The sequence below is a fragment of the Arthrobacter globiformis genome (assembly GCF_030815865.1).
GTDB lineage: Bacteria > Actinomycetota > Actinomycetes > Actinomycetales > Micrococcaceae > Arthrobacter > Arthrobacter globiformis_B.
This window is the reverse complement of the sequence record NZ_JAUSXI010000001.1, coordinates 1,675,366-1,696,482: the sequence shown is the minus strand read 5'-3', so window position 1 is coordinate 1,696,482 and position 21,117 is coordinate 1,675,366. Positions and strand designations below refer to the sequence as shown.

Annotated in this window: 19 protein-coding genes and 1 tRNA gene; 10 read left to right on the top strand and 10 right to left on the bottom strand. The window is 66.6% G+C overall.

The genetic code is table 11. From position 1 onward, the window contains the following. Positions 1–49: 49 nt before the first annotated feature. Complete coding sequence (gene mca / locus QFZ33_RS07815) at positions 50–955, bottom strand: mycothiol conjugate amidase Mca (protein WP_307026336.1); 906 nt, start codon at positions 953–955, stop codon at positions 50–52. 85 nt (positions 956–1,040) lie between these two features. Here mca and QFZ33_RS07810 point away from each other — a divergent pair, with 85 nt between their 5' ends. Continuing rightward, complete coding sequence (locus QFZ33_RS07810; RefSeq protein ID WP_307026334.1) at positions 1,041–1,511, top strand: DUF4307 domain-containing protein; 471 nt, start codon at positions 1,041–1,043, stop codon at positions 1,509–1,511. Between the two features lie 203 nt (positions 1,512–1,714). Next, a complete protein-coding gene (gene greA / locus QFZ33_RS07805) occupies positions 1,715–2,209 on the top strand; it encodes a transcription elongation factor GreA (RefSeq protein WP_214850024.1) in 495 nt (164 codons plus the stop codon). Positions 2,210–2,304: 95 nt separating this feature from the next. Here the strand turns inward: greA and QFZ33_RS07800 are convergent, their stop codons facing one another. The 4 genes from QFZ33_RS07800 to QFZ33_RS07785 form a co-directional block, all read right to left on the bottom strand. Then, entirely contained in the window at positions 2,305–2,910 is a 606-nt protein-coding gene (locus QFZ33_RS07800; protein ID WP_307026331.1) for a rhomboid family intramembrane serine protease, read from the bottom strand. Between the two features lie 8 nt (positions 2,911–2,918). Continuing rightward, entirely contained in the window at positions 2,919–4,157 is a 1,239-nt protein-coding gene (gene ilvA / locus QFZ33_RS07795) for a threonine ammonia-lyase (RefSeq protein WP_214850020.1), read from the bottom strand. A gap of 3 nt (positions 4,158–4,160) precedes the next feature. Beyond that, the gene (locus tag QFZ33_RS07790) at positions 4,161–5,531 is read right to left on the bottom strand and encodes an AI-2E family transporter (RefSeq protein ID WP_307026329.1); all 1,371 of its coding nucleotides are present in this window, start codon (positions 5,529–5,531) and stop codon (positions 4,161–4,163) included. 182 nt (positions 5,532–5,713) lie between these two features. Further along, complete coding sequence (locus QFZ33_RS07785) at positions 5,714–6,691, bottom strand: aldose 1-epimerase family protein (RefSeq protein WP_307026327.1); 978 nt, start codon at positions 6,689–6,691, stop codon at positions 5,714–5,716. Positions 6,692–6,863: 172 nt separating this feature from the next. On the opposite strand from QFZ33_RS07785, the gene QFZ33_RS07780 reads away from it, so the two are divergent. The 4 genes from QFZ33_RS07780 to QFZ33_RS07765 are packed head-to-tail and all read left to right on the top strand — an operon-like array spanning position 6,864 to position 11,360. After that, on the top strand, positions 6,864–7,772 hold the full coding sequence (locus QFZ33_RS07780; RefSeq protein ID WP_307026325.1) for a DeoR/GlpR family DNA-binding transcription regulator: 909 nt from the start codon (positions 6,864–6,866) through the stop codon (positions 7,770–7,772). Further along, a complete protein-coding gene (galT, locus tag QFZ33_RS07775; protein WP_307026322.1) occupies positions 7,769–8,932 on the top strand; it encodes a galactose-1-phosphate uridylyltransferase in 1,164 nt (387 codons plus the stop codon). The genes QFZ33_RS07780 and galT overlap by 4 nt, the downstream gene beginning before the upstream one ends. Then, positions 8,929–10,086 carry a galactokinase gene (gene galK, locus QFZ33_RS07770; protein WP_307026320.1) on the top strand — a complete coding sequence of 386 codons (1,158 nt, stop codon included), beginning with the start codon at positions 8,929–8,931 and terminating at the stop codon, positions 10,084–10,086. Before galT ends, galK begins: the two co-directional genes overlap by 4 nt. A 35-nt stretch (positions 10,087–10,121) precedes the next feature. Further along, positions 10,122–11,360 carry an acetyl-CoA C-acetyltransferase gene (locus tag QFZ33_RS07765; protein WP_307026318.1) on the top strand — a complete coding sequence of 413 codons (1,239 nt, stop codon included), beginning with the start codon at positions 10,122–10,124 and terminating at the stop codon, positions 11,358–11,360. A gap of 175 nt (positions 11,361–11,535) precedes the next feature. On the opposite strand, the gene QFZ33_RS07760 is transcribed toward QFZ33_RS07765, so the two are convergent. Further along, entirely contained in the window at positions 11,536–12,441 is a 906-nt protein-coding gene (locus tag QFZ33_RS07760) for a Bax inhibitor-1/YccA family protein (RefSeq protein WP_307026316.1), read from the bottom strand. A gap of 348 nt (positions 12,442–12,789) precedes the next feature. Here QFZ33_RS07760 and QFZ33_RS07755 point away from each other — a divergent pair, with 348 nt between their 5' ends. The 4 genes from QFZ33_RS07755 to QFZ33_RS07740 are packed head-to-tail and all read left to right on the top strand — an operon-like array spanning position 12,790 to position 16,858. Beyond that, positions 12,790–14,085, top strand: coding sequence for a branched-chain amino acid ABC transporter permease (locus tag QFZ33_RS07755; protein WP_373427338.1), 1,296 nt, complete (start codon positions 12,790–12,792; stop codon positions 14,083–14,085). A gap of 9 nt (positions 14,086–14,094) precedes the next feature. Continuing rightward, positions 14,095–15,063 carry a branched-chain amino acid ABC transporter permease gene (locus QFZ33_RS07750; protein WP_307026313.1) on the top strand — a complete coding sequence of 323 codons (969 nt, stop codon included), beginning with the start codon at positions 14,095–14,097 and terminating at the stop codon, positions 15,061–15,063. Beyond that, positions 15,060–16,091: an ABC transporter ATP-binding protein gene (locus QFZ33_RS07745; RefSeq protein ID WP_307026311.1), complete on the top strand. Its 1,032-nt coding sequence runs from the start codon at positions 15,060–15,062 to the stop codon at positions 16,089–16,091. The genes QFZ33_RS07750 and QFZ33_RS07745 overlap by 4 nt, the downstream gene beginning before the upstream one ends. Beyond that, entirely contained in the window at positions 16,088–16,858 is a 771-nt protein-coding gene (locus QFZ33_RS07740) for an ABC transporter ATP-binding protein (RefSeq protein ID WP_307026310.1), read from the top strand. The genes QFZ33_RS07745 and QFZ33_RS07740 overlap by 4 nt, the downstream gene beginning before the upstream one ends. Before the next feature lie 66 nt (positions 16,859–16,924). Here the strand turns inward: QFZ33_RS07740 and QFZ33_RS07735 are convergent, their stop codons facing one another. The 4 genes from QFZ33_RS07735 to QFZ33_RS07720 all read right to left on the bottom strand — a co-directional run bounded on the left by QFZ33_RS07735 (position 16,925) and on the right by QFZ33_RS07720 (position 21,107). After that, positions 16,925–18,271, bottom strand: coding sequence for an ABC transporter substrate-binding protein (locus tag QFZ33_RS07735; RefSeq protein WP_307026308.1), 1,347 nt, complete (start codon positions 18,269–18,271; stop codon positions 16,925–16,927). 172 nt (positions 18,272–18,443) lie between these two features. Beyond that, positions 18,444–18,517, bottom strand: a tRNA-Leu gene (locus QFZ33_RS07730). Between the two features lie 20 nt (positions 18,518–18,537). After that, positions 18,538–19,488, bottom strand: a complete 951-nt coding sequence (locus QFZ33_RS07725) for an N-acetyltransferase (RefSeq protein WP_307026306.1) — start codon at positions 19,486–19,488, stop codon at positions 18,538–18,540. A gap of 131 nt (positions 19,489–19,619) precedes the next feature. Further along, positions 19,620–21,107 carry an NAD(P)/FAD-dependent oxidoreductase gene (locus QFZ33_RS07720; protein WP_307026304.1) on the bottom strand — a complete coding sequence of 496 codons (1,488 nt, stop codon included), beginning with the start codon at positions 21,105–21,107 and terminating at the stop codon, positions 19,620–19,622. Between the last annotated feature and the right edge of the window lie 10 nt (positions 21,108–21,117).

Sequence of the window (21,117 nt, the reverse complement as noted above, 5' to 3'; positions counted from 1 at the left end):
TTCGGCCGCCACGCTGTCTTCTACGCGGGATAGAAAATGTCTCTTGTCTCTATCTTAGCCCCGCGAAGAGGTCCTTCTCCGGCAGCTTCGTGGCCACCTTCGATTGGATCAGCGTGTAGTCCTCCCAGGGCCAGGCGCGCGCCTGCATCTCCGCAGACACGGCGAAGAAGAAGCCGAGCGGGTCCACCTGCGTCCGGTGGGCCCGGAGGGCGTCGTCGCGGGTTGCAAAGAAGCCGCCGCAGTCCACCTGGGTGGTTGTTTCATGCGCGGGCGGCGGCGGCGTGTGCCCTTCAGCGTCCGCCTCAAGCCAGGCGGCAAGGCGCTGGGCGTAGGGCGACTGGAGCCCGGCCTCCTCCAGGGCAAAGTGCAGGGCACGGAAGCGTTCCGGGCTGAAGGCGCGGTCGTAGTAGAGCTTGCTCGGCTCCCACGCATCACCGGTGCCGGGATACCTGGCGGGGTCCCCTGCGGCCTCGAAGGCCTCCACCGCAACCCGGTGCGCCATGATGTGGTCCGGATGCGGGTAGCCGCCGTTTTCGTCATAGCTGACGATGACGTGCGGCTTGAAGTCCCGGACCAGCCTGACGAGGGGGCCCGCGGCCCGTTCCAGGGACTGCAGCGCGAAGCAACCGGCCGGCAGGGGCGGGAGCGGATCGCCTTCGGGCAGCCCCGAGTCCACGAAGCCCAGCCAGCGCTGCCGGATGCCCAGGATCCGGGCGGCCTCGTTCATTTCGAGGCGGCGGGCACCGGCCATGTCGCGCTTGGGATGGGGCTCGCCCTCCATGGCCGGGTTCTGGATGCCACCGCGTGAGCCGTCCGTGCAGGTGGCGACCATAACGTCCACACCGGCCGCGGCGTACATGGCCATGGTGGCTGCGCCCTTGCTGGACTCGTCATCCGGGTGGGCGTGGACTGACAGCAGGCGAAGCTTCGGCGACTGACTGGTGGACGCTGTCATGGGGGACTGCTCCTCTTTCTCCTGGAACTGGCTGCAATGCTGACGCCGGATATTTCCCCGGGGGAATCGCCACTAAACTGGAAGGGTGACTACCGAGGACAAGTCGGGCACTGCCCAGCCTGCAGACATTAGCCTAGCCAATCGCTATGGCCGTCCAAAGCGCAGGCTGTCCCGAAAGGCCAAGCGCTGGGCGGTTATCACGGCCTTGGCCATCGGGATGGGTTTTCTGGCCTGGGTGTCCACGTCCAATGCCACGACGTCGGTGAGCTACAAGGACATCGGGTACCGGACCACGGATGCCACCCAGGCCGAGGTGGACTTCCAGGTGACGAGGGAACCCGGCACTGCGGTCAAGTGCGCCGTTAAGGCGCTCGATTCCAAGTTCGCCGTTGTCGGCTGGAAAGTGGTCGACATTCCGCCGGTTGAGCAGGACGCGCAGGGGCAGAGTGCCGACGGCGGGCGCACCCTCGCCCGGCGGGTTGTCCTGCGCACCGAATCGCAGGCCGTCTCGGGCGTCGTGGACAGCTGCTGGATTCCGAAGCCCTCGGCCTCCTAGGGCCCGCCTGGAGCCCGCAGGAAAACGGGCAGCAGAAGAAGGTTGTGACCCACGCCGCTTGGTTGTTGGGTTTACTCCACGGGATTGACTACAATGGATCAATACCTTTACCCCGCTGAGATGGTTACTGAGTTCCACAGGTGGCCACCGTGGCGGGGTGTTTGTTTGTATGACCGCTTGTACACCCACTAGAGGAGAAGTCCGTGTCTACCACTAACAGCGCGCCTGCAGCTTGGCTTACCCAGGAAGCTTTTGACCGCCTGAAGGCAGAGCTGGACCACCTTTCCGGCCCCGGCCGTGCGGAAATCGTCCAAAAGATCGACGCCGCGCGCCAGGAGGGTGACCTCAAGGAGAACGGCGGCTACCACGCTGCGAAGGAAGAGCAGGGCAAGATCGAGGCCCGCATCCGCCAGCTGACCGTCCTGCTCCGCGACGCCCACGTCGGCGAGTCACCGGCCGACGACGGAATCGTTGAGCCCGGCATGATCGTGGTCGCCCGCATCGCCGGTGACGAGGAGACCTTCCTGCTCGGCTCCCGCGAAATCGCCGGCGACTCCGACCTGGACGTCTTCAGTGATAAGTCCCCGCTCGGTGCCGCGATCATGGGTCACAAGGAGGGCGACAAGCTCAGCTACACCGCCCCCAACGGCAAGGACATCCCGGTGGAGATCATCTCCGCCAAGCCCTACTCGGGCTGACACCGCATCCATCCGCGGTCGCAGCAAACGCACGACGCCGGCCTCCCCGTTTTCGGGGACGGCCGGCGTCGTGCTTTAAGACGCGCTAAAGGCATTCAGCGCCGGGATGCCCGCGCCCGCAGCACGACGGCGGCCAGGACGCCGCCTGCGGCGCCGCCGAGGTGGGCCTGCCAGGACACGTATCCTGCAATGTTCGGAATGATCCCGAAAAGGATGCTGCCGTAGGCCAGGAACAGCACCACCGAGAGAAGGATCTGCCACCAGCTGCGGTTGAAGAATCCGCGCACCAAGAGAAACGCGAACAGGCCGAAGACCAGGCCGGACGAGCCCACGGTGACTCCGCCGGCGCCAATTAGCCAAACGGCCAGCCCGGAGCCCAGCCAGCTGCAGGCAACGGCCGTGAGGAAGACCCGGATCCCGGACAGAAACACCAGGAACCCGAAGATGATCAGCGGCAGCGCATTGGACAGCACGTGATTGAGGTTGGCGTGCAGCAGCGGGAAGGTGAACACGTCCAGGATGCCGTCGGCGCTTCTGGGCCTGAGCCCGAAGACGCCGTTCAGCGAGTGCAGCAGCACCGTGTTGAGCAGCTCGATGGCGAACAGGAGCGCCACGAACGATCCCACCACCAGCAGCCCGCCCTTGGCACGGGCGGCAGCCGTTTCCCTGGTGGCGGATGCCTCTCGCGGGCTGTCCAGCATGGTGGCTCCTAGTGCACCACGATTGGCTGGAAGCCCTCGGCGCGCAGGGCGCCGAGGACCTGTTCGCCGTGCTCGTGGCCCTTGGTCTCGAGGTTCACGGTGATGGAGACGTCGCCCATGCTGATGGAGCCACCCACGCGGGTGTGGTCGAGGCCGGTAACGTTGGCGTCGTTCTCGGCGATGATGCGGGCAATGGTGGCCAGCGAGCCCGGGCGGTCATCAAGCATCATCCGCACGGTCATGTACCGGCCGGCGGCAGAGAGCCCGCGCTGGATCACCTTGAGCATCAGCATGGGGTCGATGTTGCCGCCGGACAGGACGACGGCTGTTGTTCCGGGGTTCTCGATCTTGCCGTCCATCAGGGCCGCCACGCCCACCGCACCGGCGGGCTCGACGACCATCTTGGCGCGTTCCAGCAGGAAGATCAGGGCCCGGGCCAGGGAGTCTTCGCTGACGGTGACCACATCGTCCACCAGTTCGCGGATGATGCTGAACGGCAGCTGCCCGGGACGGCCCACGGCGATGCCGTCGGCCATGGTGGAAACCTTCTTGAGCGGCACCAGGGCGTCCGCTGCCAGCGACGGCGGGTACGCGGCCGCGTTTTCTGCCTGGACGCCGATGATGCGGATGTCGCGGCCGAGTTCCTTGGCGCGGGCCTTGACGGCCACCGCGACGCCGGCCAGCAGGCCACCGCCGCCGACGCCCATCAGGATGGTGTCGACGTTGGGCACCTGCTCGAGGATCTCCAGCCCGAGGGTGCCCTGGCCGGCCACGACGTCCACGTTGTCGAAGGGGTGGACGAAGACTGCGCCGGTATCGTCGGCATAACGCTGGGCCTCTGCCAGGGCCTCATCCACGTTGTGTCCGTGCAGGACCACCTCGGCGCCGTGGCTGCGTGTCGCGGCGAGTTTGGGCAGTGCAACACCGAGCGGCATGTAGATGCGGGCTTTGATGCCCAGGCTCTTGGCGGCGACGGCCACGCCCTGCGCGTGGTTGCCGGCGGAAGCCGCCACCACGCCGCGCTTCTTGTCCGATTCGGAGAGGCGCGCCATCCGCACGTAGGCGCCGCGCACCTTGAAGGAGCCGGCGCGCTGCAGGTTCTCGCACTTGAAGTAAACCTCGCCGCCCACCATGGCGCCCAGGGCCCGGGAAGACTCCACCGGGGTCCGCGCAATAATCCCGTCCAGCAGCTTCTGCGCCTCAAGGACATCGTCCAACGTGACGGGAAGGCTTTCGGGGGTGTTCACGAACTATTCTCCTTTGGGTGATTCGACGTCGGCACCGGGAGCGGCCTTGCCGCCCGGGGTGCCGTGTGCAGTGCCGGCAGCGTTGCCGTGGCCGGACTGCGAGCCCGGCAGCCGGACATCCTTGAAGGTGTTGTCCTCGTCGGCTGGGGTCAGGCCTGCGGTACCCGCGGCAGCCGGCACAAGTTCATGTTCCCACGTTCTGCCAGCAATATACCGAATCGCCGAATTTGCTACGGCCAGGATGGGGACCGAGAACAGCGCCCCGGGGATGCCGGCGAGGTAGGAACCGGCGGCAACGGACAGGATCACGGCCACCGGATGCAGGGCGACGGCCTTGCCCATGACCAGTGGCTGCAGGATGTGGCTTTCCAGCTGCTGCACCAGCAGCACGATGCCCAGCATGATCAGTGCGTTGACCGGGCCGTTGGCCACGAGGGCCAGCAGCACCGCGATGGCACCCGTCACGAGCGCACCGACGATGGGGATGAAGGAGCCGATGAAGACCAACACGGCCAGGGGCAGTGCCAGCGGCACCCCGATGATCGCCGCGCCCGCACCGATGCCGACGGCGTCCACGAAGGCCACGAACATCTGGATCCGGGCATAGCTGACCATGGACGCCCAGCCGCGCCGCCCGGCGCCGTCAGCGGCGACGCGGGCCCGACGGGGCAGCAGCCGGACCAGGAACGCCCAAATGCGGCTGCCTTCGAGGAGGAAGAAGATCATGATGAACAGCGCCAGCACCATACCGGCAGCGAAGTGCCCGGCCGTGCTGCCGAAGGAGAGCGCCCCGCTGAGGATGCTGCTGCTGTTGTTCTGCAGCGCCGCCGTGGCCTCCTTGATGTACTGGTCGATCTGCGCCGCACTCAGGTGCAGCGGCCCCTCGGCCAGCCAGTCCTGAATCTGCTGGATCCCGGTCAGCGCCTGATTCCAGAGCTCGCGAAAACCGAGGGCCAGCTGCCGGCCCACCAGGGCAAGGGAACCGGCGATAAGCCCGATGAAGCCCAGAACCGTGATGGCGACGGCGGCCCCGTTGGGGAGACGCGACTCCCGCAGCCTCCGCACCACGGGGCTCAACAGGCCGGCAAGCAGTGCCGCCACCATGACGGGAATGATGAGGAAGCTGACCTTGGCCAGCAGCCAGACCAGGGCACCGGTAATCAGCAGGATCAGCCCCAGCCGCCAGGCCCATGCCGCCGCAATGCGCACGCCGTAAGGAATGTCCTGCTCAAGGTCACGGTCAGTCCTGATGCGCCGCGGCTCCAGGCGCCCGAAGGGCCGGGCAGCGCCTGGCGTGCTCGCCCCGCCCGTGGCACTTCCACTGCCTGTCGTGTTGGCTGCATCGTCTGGTGTGGCGTCCTTTGGTGGCGTCATAGCCCAATACTTCCCTAGCCGCCCGGCTATGGGAAACGCGCCACGGCCCGACTGTGCACTGCCAGGGTCGGTCACCGTGCGGGTCCGGTCACCGCGCGAGTCCGGTCACTGCGCGGGTCCGGTCACCGCGCGGGTCAGTCACCGCGCAGGTCGGTCACTGCCCAGGGCGGGCCCTCCTCGGCTTAGGCACCAGCCAGGTCAGCGCGGATACCCCAGGTGATGGTGAACGAGTCCCCCGGCGTCAGCCAGCGGAGGCTGTCCCCGGAGTTGAAGGCATTGGCCGGACCCGTCATCGGTTCCACAGCCACGGCCGCGGACCGGCCCGGGTAGATGCGGCTGACAAACACGTGGACGAACGGGCAGGTCTCGTCCTGCCACAGGCTGACGCTGCGGCCGTCCGGCGCGGTCAGCGTGTGGCTGGCGATCCCGCCGTCGAACGCCAGGCCCGTAAGGGCGGCGTCGAGATCCACGTCCCCCACCGTCCTCCCCTGCCGCAGGTCGCTGTCCGCCGAAACGGGTTCCGAGCTGCGCGGGATGAGCCGCTCATCCGCCACCAGCCGCGTTGCGGCGTCCACCGTCAGGGTGAGGTCCTCGGAAGGGACATCACCGAGCCGGAGGTACGGGTGCGCGCCCAGCACGAACGGCGCCTCGGCCTCGGCATCATTGACCAGCGTTTGCCGCACCTCCAGGCCCAGGTCCTCGGCCAGGGAGTACTCTACGCGGTGCCGCAGCAGGAAGGGGTAGCCGTGCTGCGGGAAGACGGTCGCCTCGAGGGTCACGGCGAACTCGGATTCGTCGACCAGCGAGTACGACGCGTTGCGCAGAAGCCCGTGGCTGGCGTTGTTTTTGGAAACCTCGGTGATGTCCAGCTGCTGCTTCTTGCCGTCCAGGTGCCAGAGGCCGTCCTCTATCCGGTTGGCCCACGGTGCCAGGGTGATGCCCGTGGCGCCGGGCGGAATGTCGGAGTCCCCGTAGGACTCCGTCAGCTGGACATCTCCGCGGCTGTACCACCGCAGCCCGGCAGCCAGCTCGGTGACCACGGCGAGCGCATCGCCCCGCCTGAGCTCGTACTGCCTGCCCGTGGCGTAGCGCTGCCGCGCCGTCGGGGCATCACTGGCCGTCGGGGAATCGCTGGTTTCAGAAGTCGCGCCGGGAGTCATGGACCTACCGTACAACGCACGCCCCACAACGCATGCACCGCCTGGAAGGAGCAGCTCCTGTTATCTTTTGTGAGAAAGTATTTGTTTTTGATCGATTGTGCCACAATGGGAACAGCCACAAACAGTGACCGGGCGCACAGGCAGCTGAGCCCGCAAGGAAAGGAGGAGCAACGTGCTCGCAACCCAGCGGCAGCACCTCATCCTCCAGGAACTCGACGCCGAAGGCACCGTCCGGGTGGCGGCACTCGCGGACCTGCTCCGCGTGTCCGAAATGACCGTTCGGCGCGACATCGACGCGCTCGACGCCGAAGGCCAGTTGCTGCGGGTTCACGGCGGCGCCACACGCGCTGCCGCGTTCAGTGCACTCGAACCGGGCTTCGGCGCCAAGGCGGCCCGGGAAACGGAGGCGAAACGGGCCATCGCCGCGGAGGCCCTCACGCTGCTCCGCCCCGGCATGACCCTGCTGGTTTCCGGCGGCACCACCACCCATGAGCTCGCGCGGCTACTCCCCCGGGACCTCGGGCTCACGGTGGCCACCAACTCCCTCATGGTGGCTAGCGCCCTGGCGTCGGCAGGCGACGGCGGCATCCGCACCGTGGTCCTGGGCGGCCAGCGCACACCCTCAGAGGCGCTTGTGGGCCCGGTAACGGTGCACGCCCTGGACACTCTGCACGCCGACCTGTGCTTCATGGGCGTGCACGGCTTCGACCCGAAGGCCGGCATCACCTCACCGAACCTCCTCGAGTCCGAGGTCAACGCCACCATGATCGCGGCGTCGGACAAGGTGGCGGTGCTCGCAGACGCCACGAAGTACGGGAGCGTGGGGCTCGCCGGGATCGCCCCGCTGTCAGCTGTCGGCATCCTCATCACCGACGACCGGATCAGCACAGGCTCCGCCGGCCCGGCCGCCGAGGAACTGCTCCGGCAGTCCGTCGGCGAGCTGCGGCTGGCACGTATAACTGCTGCCGCCGGGATCCCCGCTCCCGCAACGCCAGACCCCTTAACACCCGCCCCCTCCACTCCCCGCCTCCCGGACGGCCAGACGCCGTCGGCTATCGCGTTCAAAGGAAATGATGCATGACCCACATCACCAGTACCCAGCTCGCCGACGGCCGCGAATTGCTCTATTTCGACGACGCCGGTACACCCCGCCCGCGCTCCGTCGAGGCCACGCAGGACCGCAGGGACCTCCCGCCCCGTGGGGAGCCCGGCGAAGTCCGGTACGACGCACTGACCGGCGAGTGGGTGGCCGTGGCCGCCCACCGGCAGACGCGCACTCACCTGCCGCCCGCTGACCAGTGCCCTATCTGCCCCACCACGGGCGCCAACCCGTCGGAGATCCCTGCCCCGGACTACGACGTCGTGGTGTTCGAGAACCGCTTTCCCTCCCTCGGCCCGGCCCTGGGCCCGGTCCCCGCCAGCCCTGGCTGGGGCACCACGGGCCCCGCCTTCGGACGGTGCGAGGTTGTCACCTTCACCCCGGAGCACACAGGATCCTTCAGCGGCCTGAGCGAAACCCGCGCCCGCACCGTGGTGGAGGCGTGGGCGCATCGGACGGCAGCCCTCAGCGCACTGCCCGGGATCAAGCAGGTTTTTCCGTTCGAGAACCGGGGCGCAGACATCGGCGTCACCCTGCACCACCCGCACGGCCAGATCTACGCCTACCCCTATGTCACGCCGCGCGCCTCCGTCATGGGCGCCGCTGCGCGTAGGTTTTATGACGACGCCGGCGGACGGCAGACGCTGACCGGCTCGCTGCTGCGCTCTGAACGGGAGGACGGCAGCCGGATGGTGCTGGAAAGCGACAGCTTCAGCGCGTACGTTCCGTTCGCGGCCCGGTGGCCGCTGGAGATCCACCTCGTTCCGCACCGCCAGGTCCCCGACATGGCCGGGCTAACCGGGGAGGAGAAGGACGAGCTGGCGCACGTCTACCTGGACCTGCTCAAGCGCCTCGACGCCCTCTACCCCACCCCGACGCCCTACATTTCGGCCTGGCATCAGGCCCCGGTGGATGAGGTGCTGCGCCCTGCCGGCTACCTGCACCTGCAGTTGACCTCCCCGCGCCGCGCAGCCGACAAGCTCAAGTTCCTTGCCGGCTCCGAGGCGGCCATGGGCGCCTTCATCAACGACACCACTCCCGAACAGGTGGCGGAACTACTCCGCTCGGCCACCGTTCCGGCATCCCCGGCCGAGGCGCTCGCTCCGGCCGCCCCCGGCCTCATCGAAGGAGCCCACGCATGACCGCCCCCGCCACCACCGGCCTCGCTGCCCAATTCCACTCGACGTTCGGCCGCCAGCCCGACGGCGTGTGGCAAGCTCCCGGCAGGGTCAATCTGATCGGCGAACACACTGACTACAACGAGGGCTTCGTGCTGCCCTTCGCGATCGACAGGACCGCCCGCGTGGCCGTAGGGGTCCGCCCCGACTCCACCATCCGACTGCTCTCGACCTACGGCGGCCAGGGGCTCACGACGGCGGACACCGCTTCGCTGGCGGGCCCGGCGGCCAAGGGCTGGACCAAGTACCCGCTGGGCGTCATCTGGTCCCTGCAGCAGCGCGGCATCGACGTGCCGGGCCTCGACCTGCTGCTGGATTCCGACGTGCCCCTCGGCGCCGGCCTGTCCTCCTCGCACGCCATTGAATGCGCGGTGATTTCGGCACTCAATGACCTCACCGGCGCAGGCCTGGGACCGGAGGACATGGTGCTGGCCACCCAGCGCGCCGAGAACGACTTCGTCGGTGCACCCACGGGCATCATGGATCAGTCCGCCTCCCTGCGCGGTTCGAAGGGCCACGCTGTGTTCCTGGACTGCCGCGACCAGAGCGTCCAACTGGTTCCCTTCGAGGCCGAGGCTGCCGGCCTCGTCCTGCTGGTCATCGACACCAAGGTTTCGCATTCCCATGCCGACGGCGGCTACGCCTCCCGCCGTGCCTCCTGTGAACTGGGTGCCGAGGTGCTGGGCGTCAAGGCTCTGCGCGATGTCACGCCGGGCGACCTGGAAGAGGCCAGCGGGCTGCTGGACGAGGTCACCTTCCGCCGCGTCCGGCACGTCGTCACCGAGAACGACCGCGTGCTGCAGACCGTGGAACTCCTGGGGCAGCAAGGCCCATCGGCAATCGGCGCCCTGCTCGACGCCAGCCATGCATCCATGCGCGACGACTTCGAAATTTCCTGCGCTGAACTCGATCTCGCCGTCGAGGCCTCCCGGGCAAACGGCGCCATCGGCGCCCGGATGACCGGCGGAGGTTTCGGCGGGGCCGCCCTCGCCCTGACTCCGGTGAGCGAGGAGCAGCAGGTGCGTACCGCCGTCGTAAGGGCCTTTGCGGAAGCGGGGTACACCGCGCCGGACATCTTCACGGTCACCCCGGCGGCCGGGGCCACGCGGCTGGCGTAGCTGTTCAAGCGGGAGTACGGGCGTAGGCTGGTCGCATGCCTGAAGCAGTCATTGTTTCAACCGCCAGGAGCCCGATCGGCCGCGCCTTCAAGGGCTCACTGAAGGACGAGCGGCCGGACGATATGGCCGCGGCCATGGTCAGGGCGGCGCTGGCCAAGCTGCCGGCATTCGACCCCACGGGGGACAGCGGGCCCGGCCTGGACGACCTGTACCTCGGCTGCGCCGAACCGAGCGGCGAGGCGGGCTCCAACATGGCCCGCGTCGTCACCATCCTCGCCGGCCTGGACAACGTGCCCGCCGCCACGGTCAACAGGTTCTGCGCCTCCAGCCTGCAGACGCTCCGGATGGCCTTCCATGCCATCCGGGCGGGCGAGGGCCAGGCGTTCGTGGCGGCCGGCGTCGAAGCCGTATCGCGCTACCAGGACTGGGCCGGGGCGGGCGAAACCGGAGCCGGGAACCACAACCCGCTGTTCGAACCGGCCCGCCACCGGACGGCCGCTCGCGCCGAGTCCAACACGCCCTGGACGGATCCCCGGCTGGGCGGCCGGATGCCGGATATCTATATCGCCATGGGCCAGACAGCCGAGAACGTGGCCACCTCCTACGGGATCAGCCGCGCGGACCAGGACGAATGGGCCGTGCTGAGCCAGAACCGTGCCGAGGCCGCGATCGACTCCGGCTTCTATTCCCGCGAAATCACGCCGTACGAGCGGCGCGACGGCACGCTGGTGGACCGGGACGATTCGCCGCGGCCAGGCGTCACCCTGGAAGCCGTCAGCGCCTTGCAGCCGGTCTTCCGGCGGGAGGGCACTGTCACCGCAGGCAACGCGTGCCCGCTCAATGACGGCGCCGCCGCCCTGGTCGTCATGAGCTACGACCTGGCCCGGGACCTGGGGCTCGAGCCACTGGCAAAAATCGTCTCCACCGCTGCCACCGCCCTGTCCCCCGAGCTGATGGGGATGGGGCCGGTGGAAGCCTCCCGGCAGGCGCTCGCCCGCGCCCGCCTGGACATCGACGACATCGATCTGGTGGAGCTCAACGAGGCCTTCGCCGTCCAGGTGGTGGCCAGCGCCCGCGAACTGAAAATCGACCCCGCGAAGCTCAACGTGCACGGCGGCGCCATCGCGCTCGGTCATCCGTTCGGCATGACCGGTGCACGAATGACCACCACGCTGCTCAACGGCCTCCGCGAGACGGACGGAACGCTGGGCCTCGCCACTTTGTGCGTTGGCGGCGGGCAGGGCATGGCCGTGGTGCTGGAGCGCCTCACCTAGCCTCCCGTTGGAGTTTTTTGTACAGATAATGGCTCCAAATGGCCCCTCAAGTCCAAATAAGTGGACAAAAACTCCAGCCTTGACGCGAGAGTGGGCCCCGCCGGTTTGCGGGACCCACTCGCTGTTGGTGCTATTGAGTTGCTGGTGCTATTGAATGACGACGGCGGGATGCCGGCTAATCGTCGCCGCGGAGGATGGCCAGCAGGCGGATGATTTCCACGTACAGCCACACGAGCGTCACGGTCAGGCCGAAGGCGGCGGTCCAGGAGAAGCGCTCCGGCGCTCCGCTGCGGACGCCCGCCTCAATGCTAGTGAAGTCCATGATCAGCGAGAACGCGGCGAGGCCGATCGCGAGCAGGCCGATGAAGACACCCAGCGGAATGCCGAAGATCTGGAAGCTCGTGCGCAGGCCGAAGGGGGAATCCACGGCACCGGTCCACATCATGATCATGTTGATCAGGGCGAAGACCGCGTAGCCGATGGTGGCGATCATGAAGAAGCGCATCGCCTTGGGCGTGGCGCGGACCTTGCCGCTCTTGAAGAGCACCAGCGTCACGGCGAAGACGGACAGCGTGCCGATGACCGCCTGCAGGCCGACGCCCGGGTACAGCCCGTCAAGGATGCGGGTCAGGCCGCCGAGGAACAGGCCCTCGAGGGCGGCGTAGGCCAGGATGAGGGCAGGCGATGGCTGCTTCTTGAACGTGTTGACGAGAGCCAGCACAAAGCCGCCCAGCGCGCCGACGATCATGAGCAGGCTGGCGAGGGACTGGCCCACGACCAGCGTGACGGCGGCACCGGCCACCACTGCCGCGAGGCAGATGGCGGTCTTGACGATGACGTCGTCGAAGGTCATCCGCCCGGTTTCGGCCGGGCCGGCGGCAGGCCGGTTGTACATCTGCTGCAGCTGGTCTTGGCTCATGTTCTGCTGCTGCGACATCCAGCCGGACTGGGCGTCCATGACCTGGCCGGGAACGCGGCCCTGGCCGTAGTTGTTCTGGCCGTACGCCTGCGGGACAGGCGGTGCCTGGGTGGCTCCACGGAAATTCTTTCCGTTGAAGATCGGGTTTCCGCCAAGTGCCATTGCGGGTGTCCTCCATATATGGGGTTGAGTGATGGTCCTAAAGCTCACGCTATCAATTCCTACGCGCCAGCGGCAGGGAAAGTTCCGCCCGGGCAGCGGGCTTTTGAGTTGTTACCGGATCGCTATCTGATGGCCAGCTCCGCCCACGCGGTTTGTACTGCTTGCGCTGTACGATAAGCGGGTCAGGGTGACGGATATCACAGCTAGTCAAGACCCGCTCCACCAGCACCGATATCCGCCACCCTCCGTTCGCAGCGGCTGCAACGACGCAGACGCAACCACCCCCACGTGGAGGTTTTCAATTTGAGACGCACACCGAGAGGCCTGCCTATCCGGCGGCCGGCCGGGCTGCTGAAGGTATGGGGGGCCATTGCCTCCGCCGTCGTGGCACTTCTGCTGGCCGCAGCGCCGGCAGCGCAGGCTGGGACTCCAGCTCCGACGCCACCCCCGTCGAACCAGCAGTTTCAGAACAGCATCAGCGGCTTCCTCCGCGACGACGCACGGCGCCCCCTCGAGGGCGTCAAGATCACCGCCAAGAGCGGTGACTTCACCGGCGAGGCAACCTCGAGCGCCAACGGTTCCTGGCGGATAGGCGTTCCCACCCAGGGCAGCTACGTGATCCAACTGGACGAATCCACGCTTCCGGAGGGAATCAAGCTCGCCGAAGGCCAGTCGAATCCCCGTACCGTCGCCTTCAGCCAGACATCAAACCTCTCAGTCATCTTCACCTTCGGCAAGGGCATCGTGGTGCAGCAGCAGGACTTTGGCCAGAACCTCCTCAACAGGCTCGTGGCCGGCCTTAGCTTCGGCCTGCTGCTGGCACTGGCCTCTGTGGGCCTGTCCTTGATCTTCGGCACCACCGGGCTCACCAACTTCGCGCACGGCGAGATGGTGACCCTCGGCGCCGTGCTCGTCTTCGGATTCAGCGCCATGAACCTGCCCTTCTGGCTGGCCATCATCCTGGCCCTGCTCGGCGGCGGACTCTTTGGCTACGCGCAGGACGCCGGGCTCTGGCGGCCCCTGCGCCGCCGCGGCACCGGCCTGGTGCCCATGATGATCGTCAGCATCGGCCTCGCCTTGGCAGTCCGCTACATCATCCAGTTCTACTTCGGCGGGGCCACCCAGCAACTGCCGTTCGCGCAGAGTGCGGAAATTCAGATTGGCCCGGTCTCCATCTCCCCCAACAACCTGTGGTCCCTGATCATCAGCGCCATCGTGATCGCCCTCATCGGCATTGTGCTGCTGAAAACGCGGCTGGGCAAGGCAACCCGGGCGGTGGCCGACAACCCAGCCCTGGCCGCCGCCTCCGGCATCGACGTCGACTCCGTCATCCGGATCGTCTGGATCACGGGCGGAATGCTGGCCTCACTCGGGGGCATCCTCTGGGCCTACTACCGCCCGGGCGTCACCTTCGACATGGGTTCCCAGATCCTGCTGCTCATCTTCGCAGGCGTGACCCTCGGCGGCCTTGGCACCGTCTTCGGCGCCCTCGTCGGATCCATCATCGTCGGCATCTTCGTCGAATTGACCACCGTCTTCGGCCTTGCGGCCGACCTCAAATACGTGGGAGCACTCTTCATCATGATCGTTGTCCTCTTGTTCCGGCCCCAGGGCATCCTGGGCCGTCGCGAGCGCGTGGGTTAGGAGACAGCCATGGACTTCGGATTCATCCTTTCCAGCGCCGCGGGCGAGCTTTTTAGCCCCACGACGGCGGCCTACGCCCTCGCCGCGCTCGGCCTCGCCGTGCACTTCGGCTACTCGGGCCTGCTCAACTTCGGGCAGGCCGGCTTCATGGCAGTGGGGGCCTACGGCTTCGCCATCTCGACGCTCACCCTCCGGACGCCCTTCTTCGTGAGCCTGCTGATCGCCGTCGTCTGCTCAGTGCTCTTTGCGCTGGTGCTGGGCATTCCCACCCTCCGGCTCCGGGCGGACTACCTGGCCATCGTCACCATCGCGGCAGCGGAAATCGTCCGCTACGTCGTCACCACCAACCAGCTCACGTCCGTCACCGGTTCAGCCAACGGCCTCGCCGCCTTTGAGGGCGGGTTCTATTCGATGAACCCGTTCCCCGAGGGCTCCTACTTCGGCATGAACAACCGTGACTTCTTCATCCGGGTGGTGGGCTGGGGACTCGTGGCCGTCGGCTGCGTTCTTGTCTGGCTCCTGATGCGCAGCCCCTGGGGGCGCGTGCTGAAGGGCATCCGCGAGGACGAGAACGCGGTGCGCTCACTCGGAAAGAACGTATATGCGCACAAGATGCAGGCGCTGGTAATCGGCGGCATCTTCGGCGCGCTGGCGGGGATGATCTTCACGCTCCCCCGCGGTGCCGTGCAGCCCGCCAACTACGGCACCGAACTGACCTTCTTCCTCTGGACAAGCCTGCTGCTGGGCGGCATGGCCACGGTCCTGGGGCCGGTAATCGGCGCCATGATCTTCTGGGTGGTCCTGTCCCTCACGCAGGGCGTCCTTTACGGTCTCATCGAATCCGGCGCGGTGACCTGGCTGACCACGGTCCAGGCCGGCCAGCTGCGGTACATCCTGGTGGGCATCGCTCTGATGCTGCTGATGATCTTCAGGCCGCAGGGTGTCTTTGGCAACAAGAAGGAGCTCGCGTTCGCATGAGCAAGCACAGCGAAGAATCAATGGAAGAGGGCGTCGACTACATGACGGACGCCCGGCCGATTGCCCTCGGGGACAACACCCCCGGCTGCAAGAAGCGGGACCCCATCGTCGTCGCCGAAAACGTCACGCGCAGCTTCGGCGGCATCAACGCCGTCGACGTCGACTACCTGGAGATCCCGCGGCACAAAATCACCGCGTTGATCGGCCCCAACGGGGCCGGCAAGACCACCCTGTTCAATCTGCTCACCGGATTCGACACACCGAACTCCGGCAAGTGGCAGTTTGAGGGCCAGAGCATCGCCGGGGTGTCCTCCTACAAGGTGGCCAGGATGGGCATGGTCCGCACGTTCCAGCTCACCAAGGTCATGGGCAAGCTGACGGTCATGGAAAACATGCGTCTGGGCGCTTCCAATCAGCCGGGCGAGCGGCTGTCCAAGGCCCTGTTCAAGAACATCTGGGGCGGCCGCGAGAAGGAAATCACCGAGCACGCCAACGTCCTACTGGAGAAGTTCAAGCTCGATACCAAAAAGGATGACTACGCGGCGTCACTGTCCGGCGGCCAGCGCAAGCTGCTGGAAATGGCCCGCTCCCTGATGGTCAGGCCCAAGCTGGTCATGCTGGATGAACCCATGGCAGGGGTCAATCCGGCGCTGACGCAGTCGCTGCTGGACCACGTAAAGAACCTCAAGTCCGAGGGCATGACAGTCCTCTTCGTGGAGCACGACATGCACATGGTCCGGCACATCGCGGACTGGGTGGTGGTCATGGCCGAGGGAAAAATCGTGGCCGAAGGGCCGCCGGGCGAGGTCATGAAGAACCCCGCCGTCATCGACGCCTACCTGGGCGCCCACCACGACGTCGACCTCGGCGCCACTGAGGGCATCAAGGCGCTGGAGCAGGAACTCGCGGCGGACGAGGAATCCATCGTCGGCACCGAGGACGCGGGCATCATCGCCGTGGACGCCGTGGTGCCCGACCTCAAGCCCCGGGGTTCATCGGCCATCGATACAGATAAGGACAAGGAATGAGTGCCACGAGCGCGGCCCCGGCCGCAAGCAGCGCAGCCGAGGACGGCGTCGTCGTTAAGGTCTCCGATCTGGTGGCCGGATACCTCCCGGGCGTCAACATCCTCAACGGGTGCAGCATCGAGGCCAGGAAGGGCGAACTGATTGGCATAATCGGCCCGAACGGGGCCGGCAAGTCCACTTTGCTGAAGGCCATGTTCGGCCTGGTGAAGGTGCACTCCGGCTCTGTGGTGGTAAGAGGCCGTGACATCACGGGGCTGAAGGCCAACAAGCTGGTGACCCAGGGCGTGGGTTTCGTGCCGCAGACCAACAACGTCTTCGCCACGCTCACCATCGAGGAAAACATGCAGATGGGCATGTTCCAGCGGCCCAAGGACTTCGCAGAGCGATTCGACTTCGTCACCAGCCTCTTCCCGGAACTCGGGAAACGCAGGGCGCAGCGTGCGGGCTCCCTGTCCGGCGGCGAGCGGCAGATGGTGGCGATGGGACGGGCCCTGATGATGGAGCCGGCAGTGCTGCTGCTGGACGAACCCTCGGCCGGCCTCTCCCCCGTCAAGCAGGATGAGACCTTCCTGCGGGTGCACGAGATTAACCGAGCGGGCGTGTCCGTGATCATGGTGGAGCAGAATGCGCGCCGCTGCCTGCAGATCTGCGACCGCGGCTACGTCCTGGACCAGGGCAGGGACGCGTACACGGGCACCGGCCGTGAACTCATGAAGGACCCGAAGGTCATCCAGCTGTATCTCGGAACGCTGGCCGACGAGGACTAAATACCGTAGCACGCAGAGGCCCCCGTCCGGCTGGACGGGGGCCTCTGCGTGCGAAGGGAAAACGGCTTACAGCTTGCCGAACTCTTCCCTGGCCGGCGTGTACTTGTTGTCGTCCTGGTACTCGTAGATGCCGATGAAGGCTTCCGTTGGGTCACCGGCGTCGGAGAAGGTCACCGGACCGGACTGGCCGTCGTAGTCGATGTCCTTGCCGTTGCGGAGCAGCGTGACACAGGACGCGAAGTCCGTGCACTTCTCGCCGCCTTCGGAGACTGCCTTGAGTTGCTTGGCGATCTCCGTACCCTTGGTGCTCTTGGCGGCCTCGGACGCCAGCGAAATCAGGTTGACCGCGTCGTAGGACTCACCGGCATAGCTGTAGTCCTTCAGTGCCGGGTCGATGGCGAGGAGCTTCTTTTTGAAGTCATCCTTGGCGAAGGTGCCGGGGATGGTTCCCTGGGCGCCCTTCAGCGTGCCTGCCTGGAAGTCCTTGCTGTAGTCGGACGTGTTGCCGTCCACCATGAACAGCTGCGAGGGCTTGATGCCCTTGCCGGTCAGCAGCGGAACAATGCTCTTGGCCTGGTCAAAGGTGATCAGGGCAATGGCGTCCGGCTTGGCGGCGATGATCTTGTCCACCTGGCTGCTGAACTGCGAGTCACCCTCGTTGAAGAGTTGCTCGGCCACGACCTGGCCGCCGGCTGCCTCAAAGGCGGCCTTGATGTTCTTCTGCAGGCCCGTGCCGTAGGCGTCGTTCAGGACGATCATGCCTACAGTCTGGGCGCCGCAGGTGGCCATGTAGTTGCCCAGCACCTTGCCCTGCAGGACGTCGGACGGAGCCGTACGCCAGTACAGGCCCTTGTCATCCCAGGTGGTGAAGTCCGGCGAGGTGTTTGCCGGCGAGAACTGGACCACGCCCGCGCCGGTGATCTGGTTGATCACGGTCTTTGACACACCCGAGGAGGCAGCACCGATGACGGCGCTGACACCCTGGCCGAGAAGTGCCGTGGTGGACTGCGTGGCGATGTCGGTCTTGGTGTCGCCGGAGTCGCGATGGACCACCTGCACCGGCTTGCCGAGCACGCCGCCGGCGTCGTTGACCTCCTTGATGCCGAGGTTCACGCCGGCGATTTCTGGCGGGCCGAGGAACGCCAGCGACCCCGTCGTCGGCAGGAGCGACCCAAGTTTCAGCGCAGTGGGAGTGGTGGTAGTTGCTGCCGGTACGCCGCCGGTTTCACTGGCGGTGCTGGTCGCCCCGGCCGTGGCACTGGGTGCAGGGCACGCGATGCCGCCGGCCGCTGCGGAGGATTCTGTCGCGCTCGGGGTGGAACCGCCACCACAAGCCGTGGCCAGAAGGGCGACGCCGATGCTAAGCACAGTGATCTTAGCGACCCGTGGCGCCGTCTGGGGGAGTGAAATCATTTAGAGTCTCCTCGATCGAAAGGTGCGAACGGCCTTTGATGCGATTTTGGTCAGGGGTTCCTGAGTTAAGTTCAAGCTAATGCAATTCGAGCGTGAAAATAAGTGACTAAGGTCACATCCTCATAACAGTCGTTGCATATTGGAACACCGGCGTCGCGGAGGAGAGAAGTTGTACCCCAGGTGGGACTCGAACCCACAACACGCGGATTTTAAGTCCGCTGCCTCTGCCAATTGGGCTACTGGGGCGCCCGGTCAATCGTATCGCCTCAGACGGCGGACAAGGGCCCTGCGTACCGGAATGTGCCGTGCACCCCGCCGGGCCACAGAGCGAGTGGCAGCAGCTGGAAGTGGTCGCCCCACTTTCTGTCCGGCGCCTCGATGCCCAGGGACGACGCCGGGACGAAGCCGAACCGGGGGTAATAGTCGGTGCTTCCCAGCAGCGCGATGCCCTTCTCCCCCGCAGCGTTGGCACGGACGACAGTTTCGCGCATCAACGCCGAGCCGATACCGTGGCGCTGCAGCCGGGGCGTCACGCCGATGGGCCCGAGCCCCAGCAGCTCGAGGTCCTGCACCCACGCGCGGGTGCTGATTACATGCCCGACGATTTCGCCGTCCAGTTCAGCGACGATGCTGAACTCCGGCAGGTACTCCTCGGCGACGAACAGCTCGCGGAGCACCTTGACCTCAACAGGCTCCCCGTCCACGGGCAGTCGGGTGACCGGTGAAACGGCAAAGGCTTCGGCGGTCAAGGCAAGGACGGCGTCGCGGTCCCGGGGCTGCTCGCTGCGGAGCACCACTTCCCGCACCGGTTCGGGCTCGGGGGCGTTGGCGGCCGCGAGCTCGGAAAGGACCTCCAGCGCCCGCGCCGAGTCGGTTACCGGCACCAAGAGGTGGTCGTGGTGGAAGCCGGCCAGCACGTTGCAGCTGATCCGGGCCTGGGTCAGGGCCCTGCTGACGGCCGCGGTCAGGCCTACGGCCTCCAAGGCAGAGTGGACCTCCAGGGTGATCCAGGCCGCGACGAAATCGTAGGGCAGCTCCAGCGCCTCCGCTTCGGCCCGGGGCAGGACCACCGTGAGCCCCTCGGCTTCCCGGACGGCGGCTTCGATGTGCCCCGCCAACGGTTTGCCGTGCGGCCACAGAACGTAGACGTACTCCCCGGCCCGGAGCACGGGATGCATCGATGCGAGGAGCGTTTGGAGGTTCTTTTCACCCGTCATGGAGCCAGTCTATGTGTGCACCCTGCCCGTGTCGGGGAGGGGCTCCCCCACCGGGGAACGGCCCAGGGAAACGCGAAAGCGGCCGTTCCCCCCGAAAGGGAACGGCCGCCGTCGTTATTTTTGCCTAAGGGTTACTTGGCTTCAGCCTTGACAGGATCCTTGGCGCCGCCCTGGGCCGGGTCCGCAGGCTTGTCGGCCGGAGCCTTCTCAGCCGGCGCCGGTGCGGCAGGAGCCGCGGCAGCAGGCTTGGGCGCCGGGGTAGCTGCGGCCACGAAGGCGCCGCGCGGGTTGTCCAGGTCCAGCAGCTGGGTGGTGTCGCGGCCCGCGAAGAAGCTCAGGATCCAGTTGAAGATCACGCGGAACTTGCGCTCGAACGTCGGCATGGCCATGCCGTGGTAACCGCGGTGGGCCAGCCAGGCGAGGGGGCCCTTGAGCCCGATGCGGCCGAGGAGGTTGATGTTGGCAACACCCTTCCACTCGCCGAAGCCGGCCACAGCACCGAGGTTCTTGTGCTTGTAGTCGACGAGCGGCTTGTCCCAGCGGGAAGCCCACAGGTTCTTGGCCAGGCGCTTGGCCTGGCGCAGCGCGTGCTGGGCGTTGGGAACACAGGTGCCGTCCGGCAGGCCAGCGCCCGTCAGGTCGGGAACCGCGGCGATGTCACCGGCAGCCCAGGCGTTGTCGATGATGCCTTCGTCGCCCGAGATGCGCAGGTCCGGCAGGACGCGGACGCGGCCGCGGGGTTCCAGCGGGAAATCGGTGGAGCGGACCATCGGGTTGGCCTGGACCCCGGCGGTCCACACGAGGGTGTCGGACTCGAATTCCTGGGCCAGCGTCTTGTCCGGCAGGTTGATGAGCTTGAGGGCGCCCTCGGCGTTGTCCAGCGACGTGTTCAGCAGGACCTCGATTCCGCGGCTGCGGAGGTGCTCCACAACCCATTCGGCCTGCTTCGCGGTGACCTCGGGCATGATGCGGCCCATGGCCTCTACGAGGACGAAGCGGATTTCCTCCTGCTTGACGCGCGGGTTGTTCTTCACCGCAGCGCGGGCGAGGTCTTCCATTTCGGTGATGCACTCGATGCCGGCGAAGCCGCCACCCACCACCACGAAGGTCAGGGCGCGGGCGCGTTCGGCGGGGTCGGTCATGGTGGAACCGACCTCGATGCGGTCAAGGACCTTGTTGCGCAGCGCAACGGCTTCCTCGATGGTCTTCAGGCCGATGCCCTTGTCCGCCAGGCCCTTGATGGGGAACGTGCGGGTGATGGCGCCAGCGGAAAGCACGACGTCGAAGTACGGCATCTCGAAGTTGTCGCCGCCGTCAGCAGGGGCAACCACGGCCGTGCGGTTGGCGTGGTCAATGGAGACGACGCGGCCCTGGATGAGCTCGCTCTGCTTGAGGTGCTGGCGGTGCGAGACCACTGCGTGGCGGGCCTCGATGTTTCCGCCCGCAACTTCCGGCAGGAAGGGCTGGTAAGTCATGTAGGGCAGCGGATCAACGACAGTGACGATGCCGCCTGCGTTCGCGATCTTCTTCTGCAGTTTGAGGGCTACGTAGAGGCCGACGTACCCGCCGCCGACGACGAGCACACGCGGACGATCCTGGAGCTGTGGGGTGGTTGCCATAACTCCAGAA

What these genes read in the sequence shown, in the direction of transcription:
- QFZ33_RS07725 (WP_307026306.1), bottom strand. Translation starts at nt 19,488, where the DNA reads ATGACGGGTGAAAAGAACCTCCAAACGCTCCTCGCATCGATGCATCCC.
- QFZ33_RS07735 (WP_307026308.1), bottom strand. Translation starts at nt 18,271, where the DNA reads ATGATTTCACTCCCCCAGACGGCGCCACGGGTCGCTAAGATCACTGTG.
- mca (WP_307026336.1), bottom strand. Translation starts at nt 955, where the DNA reads ATGACAGCGTCCACCAGTCAGTCGCCGAAGCTTCGCCTGCTGTCAGTC.
- QFZ33_RS07745 (WP_307026311.1), top strand. Translation starts at nt 15,060, where the DNA reads ATGAGCAAGCACAGCGAAGAATCAATGGAAGAGGGCGTCGACTACATG.
- QFZ33_RS07740 (WP_307026310.1), top strand. Translation starts at nt 16,088, where the DNA reads ATGAGTGCCACGAGCGCGGCCCCGGCCGCAAGCAGCGCAGCCGAGGAC.
- QFZ33_RS07785 (WP_307026327.1), bottom strand. Translation starts at nt 6,691, where the DNA reads ATGACTCCCGGCGCGACTTCTGAAACCAGCGATTCCCCGACGGCCAGT.
- galT (WP_307026322.1), top strand. Translation starts at nt 7,769, where the DNA reads ATGACCCACATCACCAGTACCCAGCTCGCCGACGGCCGCGAATTGCTC.
- QFZ33_RS07800 (WP_307026331.1), bottom strand. Translation starts at nt 2,910, where the DNA reads ATGCTGGACAGCCCGCGAGAGGCATCCGCCACCAGGGAAACGGCTGCC.
- QFZ33_RS07760 (WP_307026316.1), bottom strand. Translation starts at nt 12,441, where the DNA reads ATGGCACTTGGCGGAAACCCGATCTTCAACGGAAAGAATTTCCGTGGA.
- QFZ33_RS07765 (WP_307026318.1), top strand. Translation starts at nt 10,122, where the DNA reads ATGCCTGAAGCAGTCATTGTTTCAACCGCCAGGAGCCCGATCGGCCGC.
- QFZ33_RS07720 (WP_307026304.1), bottom strand. Translation starts at nt 21,107, where the DNA reads ATGGCAACCACCCCACAGCTCCAGGATCGTCCGCGTGTGCTCGTCGTC.
- galK (WP_307026320.1), top strand. Translation starts at nt 8,929, where the DNA reads ATGACCGCCCCCGCCACCACCGGCCTCGCTGCCCAATTCCACTCGACG.
- QFZ33_RS07790 (WP_307026329.1), bottom strand. Translation starts at nt 5,531, where the DNA reads ATGACGCCACCAAAGGACGCCACACCAGACGATGCAGCCAACACGACA.
- QFZ33_RS07750 (WP_307026313.1), top strand. Translation starts at nt 14,095, where the DNA reads ATGGACTTCGGATTCATCCTTTCCAGCGCCGCGGGCGAGCTTTTTAGC.